Origin of the sequence: Isoptericola sp. NPDC056618, assembly GCF_042792715.1 — a bacterium.
Classification (GTDB): domain Bacteria; phylum Actinomycetota; class Actinomycetes; order Actinomycetales; family Cellulomonadaceae; genus Isoptericola; species Isoptericola nanjingensis.
In genome coordinates this window covers 1-7,587 of sequence record NZ_JBHTVZ010000010.1, presented here as the reverse complement: position 1 = coordinate 7,587, position 7,587 = coordinate 1, and the positions used below count along the sequence as shown (strand labels likewise).

General features: G+C 73.0%; 6 protein-coding genes. 4 read left to right on the top strand and 2 right to left on the bottom strand.

The features are described 5' to 3' along the window. Window positions 1-118: 118 nt before the first annotated feature. The gene (locus ACFQ8T_RS13110; protein ID WP_430547074.1) at window positions 119-1,240 is read right to left on the bottom strand and encodes a mannonate dehydratase; all 1,122 of its coding nucleotides are present in this window, start codon (window positions 1,238-1,240) and stop codon (window positions 119-121) included. A 55-nt stretch (window positions 1,241-1,295) separates the two neighbouring features. After that, window positions 1,296-2,714, bottom strand: coding sequence for a glucuronate isomerase (uxaC, locus tag ACFQ8T_RS13105; RefSeq protein ID WP_430546962.1), 1,419 nt, complete (start codon window positions 2,712-2,714; stop codon window positions 1,296-1,298). A gap of 179 nt (window positions 2,715-2,893) precedes the next feature. Between uxaC and ACFQ8T_RS13100 the strand changes: the two genes are divergently transcribed. The 4 genes from ACFQ8T_RS13100 to ACFQ8T_RS13085 form a co-directional block, all read left to right on the top strand. Continuing rightward, window positions 2,894-3,907 (top strand): LacI family DNA-binding transcriptional regulator, encoded by a 1,014-nt coding sequence (locus ACFQ8T_RS13100; RefSeq protein WP_430546961.1) that lies wholly within the window; start codon window positions 2,894-2,896, stop codon window positions 3,905-3,907. A gap of 58 nt (window positions 3,908-3,965) precedes the next feature. After that, window positions 3,966-5,447: a mannitol dehydrogenase family protein gene (locus tag ACFQ8T_RS13095; protein WP_430546960.1), complete on the top strand. Its 1,482-nt coding sequence runs from the start codon at window positions 3,966-3,968 to the stop codon at window positions 5,445-5,447. Between the two features lie 405 nt (window positions 5,448-5,852). Continuing rightward, the gene (locus tag ACFQ8T_RS13090; protein ID WP_430546959.1) at window positions 5,853-7,169 is read left to right on the top strand and encodes an ABC transporter substrate-binding protein; all 1,317 of its coding nucleotides are present in this window, start codon (window positions 5,853-5,855) and stop codon (window positions 7,167-7,169) included. Continuing rightward, window positions 7,166-7,587, top strand: a 422-nt coding sequence (locus tag ACFQ8T_RS13085) for a carbohydrate ABC transporter permease (RefSeq protein WP_430546958.1), incomplete at its 3' end; no start/stop codon positions are given. The genes ACFQ8T_RS13090 and ACFQ8T_RS13085, both read left to right, overlap by 4 nt.

The following is a 7,587-nucleotide window of genomic DNA, read 5'->3' as shown; positions in this document are numbered from 1 at the left end:
CGGCGGTCGTCTGGTGGGGCATGCCTGCCCTCTCGTTGGGGTTTTCGACATGCACACCGGGGGGGTCCGCGGGGCGGGCCCGTCGAGACGTCAGGTCTCGACGGGCCCGACCGACGGATCAGACGGCGTAACGGAACGCGTCCCACGCGCCGAGCAGGTACTGGATGCCCAGCGCGCGGTCGTACAGGCCGTAGCCGGGGCGGGGCTTGTTCGTGGTGTTCTCGTCCCACAGGTGGCGGCCGTGGTCGGGGCGGACGTAGCCGGTGTACCCGGCCTCGGCGTACGCCTTCATGATCCCGGTCGTGTCGACGTCGCCCTCGCACGCCCGGTGCCCCACCTCCGTGAAGTCGCCGTTCGGGAAGTGCTTGATGTTCCGCACGTGGGTGAAGTGGATGCGGTCCATGAACCGGCGCACGGTGTCCGCCGCGAGCGGCGCCTGCGCCGGGTTCGCCGAGAAGCTGCCGAGGCACAGCGTGAGGCCGTGGTTCGGGCTCGGGTGCAGGTCGAGCACGCGCTGCAGGTCGTCCGGCGTCGACACGACGCGCGGCCAGCCGAAGACGTCGAACGGCGGGTCGTCCGGGTGCACGCCCAGCTTGATCCCGGCCTCCTCCGCCGCCGGGACCACCGCGTCGAGGAAGTACCGGTAGTTCGCGTACATGTCCTCGTGCGTGACACCCTCGTACGCGGCGTTGAGCTCGGTGAAGCCCGCGAGCCGCTCGGGCTCCCAGCCGGGCAGCGTGAGGCCGTGCGACCCGGCCTCCATGTCGGCGATGAGGCCCTCGGGCGTCATCCGGTCCACGACCGCCTTCTCGAAGAACAGCGCGGTCGAGCCGTCGGGCAGCGGGTGCCACAGGTCGGTGCGCAGCCAGTCGAAGACGGGCATGAAGTTGTAGCAGACCACCTTCACGCCGGCCCGGCCCAGCCGCCGGAGCGTCGTCACGTAGTTCTCGATCGCCTCGTCACGGCTCAGCCCGAGGACGGTGCGCCCCAGCTTGATCGACTCGTGCACGTTGACCGACTCGACCACCTCGGCGTCGAGCGTGCGCGTCACGCCGCGGGCCCGGGCCTCGTCGGTCAGGCCGGTGATGCGTGCGACCTCGGCGTCGATCTCCGCCTGCTCCCACACCTCGCCGGCCTGCTTGTGGTGCAGGCTCCACACGATCGTCTCGACGCCGGGGATCTGCCGGACGTGGTCCAGCGTGACCGTGTCGTTGCCCTCGCCGTACCAGCGGAAACCCATCTTCACTGCGTGACTCCAAGCGTTCGTCGTGCGTCGTTCTGCGCGCCCACCACGATCAGGGGCGGGAGTAGGCCGCCTGCGGCAGGCGGTAGGTCAGGTCGGTGGCCACGTCGACCGCCTCGTCCAGGTCGAGGCGGTGCTCCGCCACCAGGCGGGCCAGGTAGCCGGCGTCGACGCGCCGGGCCAGGTCGTGCCGGGCGGGGATGGAGCAGAACGCGCGGGTGTCGTCCACGAAGCCGCTCATGTTGCTGAACCCGGCCGTCTCGGTGGCGGCCTCGCGGAACCGCCGCATCGCGTCGGGGGCGTCGAGGAACCACCACGGGGCGCCGAGCCGCAGCGACGGGTAGACGCCGGCCAGCGGAGCGAGCTCGCGCGAGTACACGTCCTCGTCCACCGTGAACGCGATCATCCGGAAGCCCGGGTGGTGGCCGAAGGCGTCCAGCACGGGGCGCAGCGAGTGCGTGAACTCGGTGACCACCGGGATGTCGTAGCCCTTGTCCGGGCCGAACGCGGCGAACGGGGCGCTCGCGTGGTCGCGCAGCACGCCGGGGTGCAGCTGCATCACGAGGCCGTCCTCCGCCGACATCGCGGCCATCTGGAACAGCATGTGCCCGCTGAACGCCTGCGCCTCGGCGGCCGTGACCGTGCCGGCGAGGGCCTTGTCGAGGATGCGCGCGGCGTCGGCGTCGTCCAGCGGCGCCGTGTCGGCGTACAGGTGGCCGTGGTCGGTGGCCCGCGCGCCCGCGGCGACGAAGCGCTCGCGCTGCGCGCGCAGGGCCTCGAGGTAGCGGTCGTACGACGTGACGTCGACGCCGGCCGCCTCGCCGAGCCGCGCGACGTCGTCGCGCCAGGTGGCGCGGTCGACGTGCAGCAGGGGGTCGGGCCGGAAGGTGGGCAGCACGCGGTCGCCGTAGCCGTCGGCGGCGAGCTTCGCGTGGGCGTCGAGGGTCGCCCAGGCGGGGTCGGTCGTGGCGATGACCTCGATGTTGAAGGCGTCGAGCAGTGCGCGGGGACGGAACTCCTGCTCCGCGAGCCGCGCGGCCACCTGGTCGTACAGGGCGTCGGCCGTCTCGGCCGACGGGCGCTGCGTGACGCCGAAGATCTCGACGAGCACGTGCTCCAGCCAGTAGCGGGTGGGCGTGCCGCGGAAGTGCTTCCACCCGGCGCAGAACCGGCGCCAGATCTCGCGCGGGTCGGTCTCGACGGCCTCGTCGTCCGTGGAGCCGACGCCGAGGCGGGGCAGGGTCTCGCCCTGGGAGACCAGCATCCGCGTGAGGTAGTGGTCGGGCACGACGACGAGCTGGGCCGGGTCGCCGAAGGGCGCGTCGTCCGCGAACCACTCGACCGGCACGTGGCCGTGCATCGAGACGATCGGCAGGTCCCGCACCGCGGCGTAGATCTCGCGGGCCAGTACCCGGGATCCGGGGTCGGCGGGCAGCGCCCGGTCGGGGTGCAGGGTCCAGCGCTCGCTCACAGGAGCTCCTCAACGTCGAGATGGGATGCGAACGTTTGCATCGTAGCCTGCCGACCGCCGGGCACGGAATCCCCAAGGCGTCCGCGGCGGGGTGCAGACACGGCGAGCCGAGATGTGCGACGATCTGGCAAACGTTCGCATCGTCCGGATGCGAGCGGCGGTTCGAGGAGACGGTGGTCGTGGTCACGGTGCACGACGTCGCGCGGGCGGCCGGCGTGTCGATCTCGACGGTCTCGCGCGCCCTGACCGACCCGCAGCGGGTCGCCGTGGCGACGCGCGACCGGGTGACGTCCGCGGCGCGCGAGCTCGGCTACCGGCCCAACCGGGCGGCCAGCGTGCTCCGCGCGGGCCGCTCCGGAGCGCTCGGGCTCGTGGTGCCCGACCTCGCCAACCCCTACTTCGCGGCGATCGCCAAGGGCGCCCAGGCCCAGGCGCGCGAACGCGGCGTCGGGCTCTTCGTCGTCGACTCCGACGAGGACCCCGAGCTCGAGACCGAGGCCGTCTCGGGCCTGGCTCCGCAGACCGACGGCATCATCCTGTGCTCGCCGCGCGCGGTGGAGCGCACGGTCGAGGCGCTCGAGGGCCGACCGGTGGTGCTGGTCAACCACCACGTCGACGGGCTGCCGTCGGTCGTCGCCGACCACGAGGCGGGCATGCTGCGCACCCTCGAGCACCTGCGGGCGCTGGGTCACGCGAAGGTCGCCTACGTGGGCGGGCCCGCCCGCTCGTGGTCGGACGGCCGCCGCCGCGCCGGCCTCCGCGCGGCCGCCGCGCGGCTCGGCGACGTCGAGCTCGTGGAGCTCGGGCCGCACCGGCCCCAGGTCGCCGGCGGGCACGCGGCGGCGGACCTCGTCGTCGCCACCCGCGCGACGGCGGTCGTGACCTTCAACGACCTCGTGGCCGCCGGCCTGGTCGAGCGCCTGCGGGTGCGCGGCCTCGACGTGCCCGGCGACCTGTCCGTGGTCGGCTGCGACGACGCGTACGTCGCGGAGCTCCTGGCCCCGCCCCTCACCACCCTGCGGACCGACCTCCGCGACTCCGGCCGGGTGGCCGTCGACCGCCTGGTCCTGCGCCCGGGCAAGGACGACGGGGCCCTGCAGGGCGACGTGACGCTCCCCGTCGAGCTCGTCGTCCGCGGATCGACCGCACCCCCGCGCGCCGCGGCGCCGAGGCCCGCCCCCGACGCCCCCTGACCACCCCGACCGACACGGACGCACCATCCCGGCGACGCCGCCGGACGACGGAGGAACCATGACCGACCGCCTGCACCGCTCCCACCTGCCCGCCCACCTCGAGGCGCCGGTGACCCCCGACCAGGTGGGCATCGTGCACCTGGGGATCGGGGCGTTCCACCGTGCGCACCAGGCGGTGTTCACGGAGCTGGCCGCCCGCGCCACGGGGGACCGCCGCTGGGGCATCCTCGGCGTCACACAGCGGTCGGCCTCCGTGCGCGACCAGCTCCGGCCGCAGGGCGGCGCCTACGCGGTGCTCACCGCGGGCACGCACGAGACCCGGCTGGACCTGGTCGGGGCGGTGCTCGACGTCGCCTGGCCGGCGGAGGAGACCGCGCGGGTGCTGGAGGCGATCGCGGCGCCCACGACCCACGTCGTGACGCTGACCGTCACCGAGAAGGGGTACGCCCGCGGCGCGGACGGCGGGCTCGACGTCGAGCGGGTGCGCCCGGACCTGGACGCCCTCGCCGCCGGCGACGCCGCCGTCCCGGGCGCGACGGCGGTCGGGCTGCTCGTGCGCGGGCTCGCGGCCCGGTGGCGTGCTGCCCAGGCGGCGGGGGAGCGGCGCCCGATCACGGTGCTGACCTGCGACAACATGGTCGACAACGGGCACGTTCTGGGGCGGCTCGTGGGCGAGGCGGTGGACGCGGCGCTCCCGGGGGAGCAGGGCGCCGGGCTGCGGTCGTGGCTGGCGACCGACGTCGCGTTCCCGTGCTCGATGGTGGACCGGATCGTGCCCGCGACGACGCCCGCCCAGCGGGACGCCGTGGAGCGCGAGCTCGGCACCCGCGACGAGGGCCTCGTCGTCGGGGAGCCGTTCCGCCAGTGGGTGATCGAGGACCGGTTCGCCGGGCCGCGCCCCGCCTGGGAGAAGGCGGGCGCGACGTTCACCGACGACGTCGCGCCCTGGGAGCAGGCCAAGCTGCGGCTGCTCAACGGTACGCACTCGCTGCTCGCGTACGCGGGTCGGCTGGCGGGTCACGCGACGCTCGCGGAGGCCGTGACCGACCCCGTGCTGCACGAGCGGGCCCGCGCCTTCATGCTCGACGACGCGCTGCCGACGCTCACCCCGCCCGACGGCTCCGACCTGCGCGCGTACGCGGAGTCGCTGCTGGAGCGGTTCGCCAACCCGGCCACGGGCCACACCACGGTCCAGGTGTCGATGGACGGCACCCAGAAGATCCCGTTCCGCTGGGGCGGCATCGTCGCGGACCGGCTCGCGGCGGGCGCGGTCCCGGCCGGGGCGGCGTTCGCGCTCGCGGCGTGGAGCGAGGTGGTGCGCCGGGAGGCGGCCGCCGGCCGGCTCGTCGACGACCCGCGGGCGCAGGACCTCGCCGACGTCGTGGCCGGTGCCGGGGGCGGGGACCCGGCGGCCGCGTCGCCGGCCGACGTCGCGCGGGCGCTGCTGGCGCTGCCGGGCCTGCTGCCGGAGGGCGTCGGCACGGACGCCGGGCTCGTGGACGCCGTGCTGGCCCAGGTGCCGGAGCTCGCGGAGGTCTGAGCTCGCCCGCCGCGGGCTGGTGACCGCACGATCTCGCGAGCTGTCAGAGCCAGGTGGCCCCAGGCCCGCCTGGCTCTGACGGCTCGAGGGAACGCGGGCGGACAGGGCAGCGCCCCCTCTCTCCTGCGGGTTCGTCGCACGGCGCCGCCGCCACGTAGGCTGCCGGCCGGATGTGAGCGATCACACGTGCGCGGGCCGTCGCGGCTCTCGCCGTGCCGCGACGGGTCGTCGCCGCGGGAACGCGTCAGGGCTCGTTGCGAGATCGTGATGTGACTCGGAGCACCCCGGGGCTGGACAACGCTTACCGAATCCTGTTTTATCGATTCAGTCGGCAGCCGAACGAGGGGTCAACGGGGCGTCCTCGTCGCCGACGATCGTGGACGATCGACGAGCGAGGAGGCTCACATGAGGATCACGCGGAAGGCCGCCGGCGCGGCCGCGGCGGCGGTCGCCGTCGCCCTCACCCTCACCGCCTGCGGAGGCGGCGCCGACACTGCGGAGCCGGGCTCCGCGGAGAAGGTGAGCACCGACGAGGACATCACCATCTCGCTCGCCTGGTGGGGCGAGCCCGCCCGTGCCGAGATGTACGAGAAGGCGGTGGACCTCTTCGAGGAGAAGCACCCCAACATCACGGTGCAGACCCAGTTCCAGGACTGGGACGGCTACTGGACCGCGCGCGCCACCGAGGCCGCGGGCGGCGCACTGCCGGACGTCATCCAGATGGACCTGTCCTACCTGCGCCAGTACGGCGCCACGGGGCAGCTTCTCGACCTGGGCGGCCAGGTGGGCGTCAACCTGAACACCGACGGCGTGGAGGACTCGCTCCTCACCTCCGGGCAGATCGACGGCGCGCAGTACGGCGTCCCGACGAGCACCAACACGCTCGCCACGTTCTACAACGCCGACCTGCTCAAGAAGGTGGGCGTCGAGCCGCTCGCCGAGGGCTACACCTGGGACGACTACAGCGCGTGGATCGAGAAGGTCACCGAGGCGGGCGCCGGCGAGGACCCGGCCCTGTACGGCGGCGGCGACTTCACCGCGACGTTCTGGTTCTTCCTGCAGTGGCTCATCCAGCAGGGCGTCGAGCCGTTCAGCGAGGACGGCAAGCTCAACTTCGACGAGGCGCAGATGACCGAGTGGCTGAACCTGGGCCAGGGGCTGCGCGACTCCGAGGCGATCTACCCGATCAAGAAGAACAAGCAGCTGGAGCCGCTCGGCGGGTTCCACGTCAACGAGGTCGCGTCCGAGTCGACGTGGGACAACTTCCTGGCGGGCTACGTGGCCGAGTCCGGCGAGGACATCCAGATGCTCCCGATCCCGTCCGGCGAGAACGGCCCGTCGCAGTTCTGGAAGCCGTCGATGCTGCTCTCCGCGTCGGCGCAGACCCAGCAGCCGGAGGCTTCCGCGGCGCTCATCGACTTCCTCATCAACGAGCCGGAGGTCGGCAAGATCTTCGGCACCTCGAAGGGCGTGCCCGCCGTCCAGGCGCAGATCGACGCGATGGAGGTCGAGCCCGGCTCGGTGGACGAGCAGGTCGTGAAGTACGAGGAGCAGGTGGCGGACGTCGTCACCGAGCCCGCCCCGGTCCCGGTCGAGGGCTTCGGCGAGATCGAGGCGGAGTTCAAGCGCCTCGGTGAGGAGCTCGGGTACGGCAACATCACGGTCGACGAGTTCGTCACGCAGTGGTTCTCCTTCGCCGACAGCGCGGTGAAGCAGTCGTGACTGCGGTGACTTCGGGCACCACGCTCGACGCCGCTCGGGGGACGCAGAACGCGTCCCCCGAGCGGGGGCGCGCCAAGCGTCGCCGTGAGGCGGGTGCGGGGTTCGCGTTCTTGTCGCCGTGGTTGGTGGGTTTTGTGGTGCTGACGGCGTTCCCGATGGTGGCGTCGTTGTATCTGGCGTTCACGGACTATGACCTGTTCAGGCCGCCGTCGTGGGTGGGGTTGGAGAACTTCACGAAGCTGTTCGAGGACCCCCGGTTCTGGACGTCGGCGAAGGTGACGGCGATCTATGTGCTGGTCGGCACGCCGATCAAGCTGGCGGCTGCCCTGTTGGTCGCGATGGTGCTGAACATGAAGCACCGGGGTCAGGGCGCGTACCGGTCGATCTTCTACGCCCCCTCGCTGATCGGCGCGAGCGT

Excerpts from the sequence above, each read along its gene's own strand:
- ACFQ8T_RS13090 (WP_430546959.1), top strand. The coding sequence starts at position 5,853 with ATGAGGATCACGCGGAAGGCCGCCGGCGCGGCCGCGGCGGCGGTCGCC.
- ACFQ8T_RS13110 (WP_430547074.1), bottom strand. The coding sequence starts at position 1,240 with ATGGGTTTCCGCTGGTACGGCGAGGGCAACGACACGGTCACGCTGGAC.
- ACFQ8T_RS13095 (WP_430546960.1), top strand. The coding sequence starts at position 3,966 with ATGACCGACCGCCTGCACCGCTCCCACCTGCCCGCCCACCTCGAGGCG.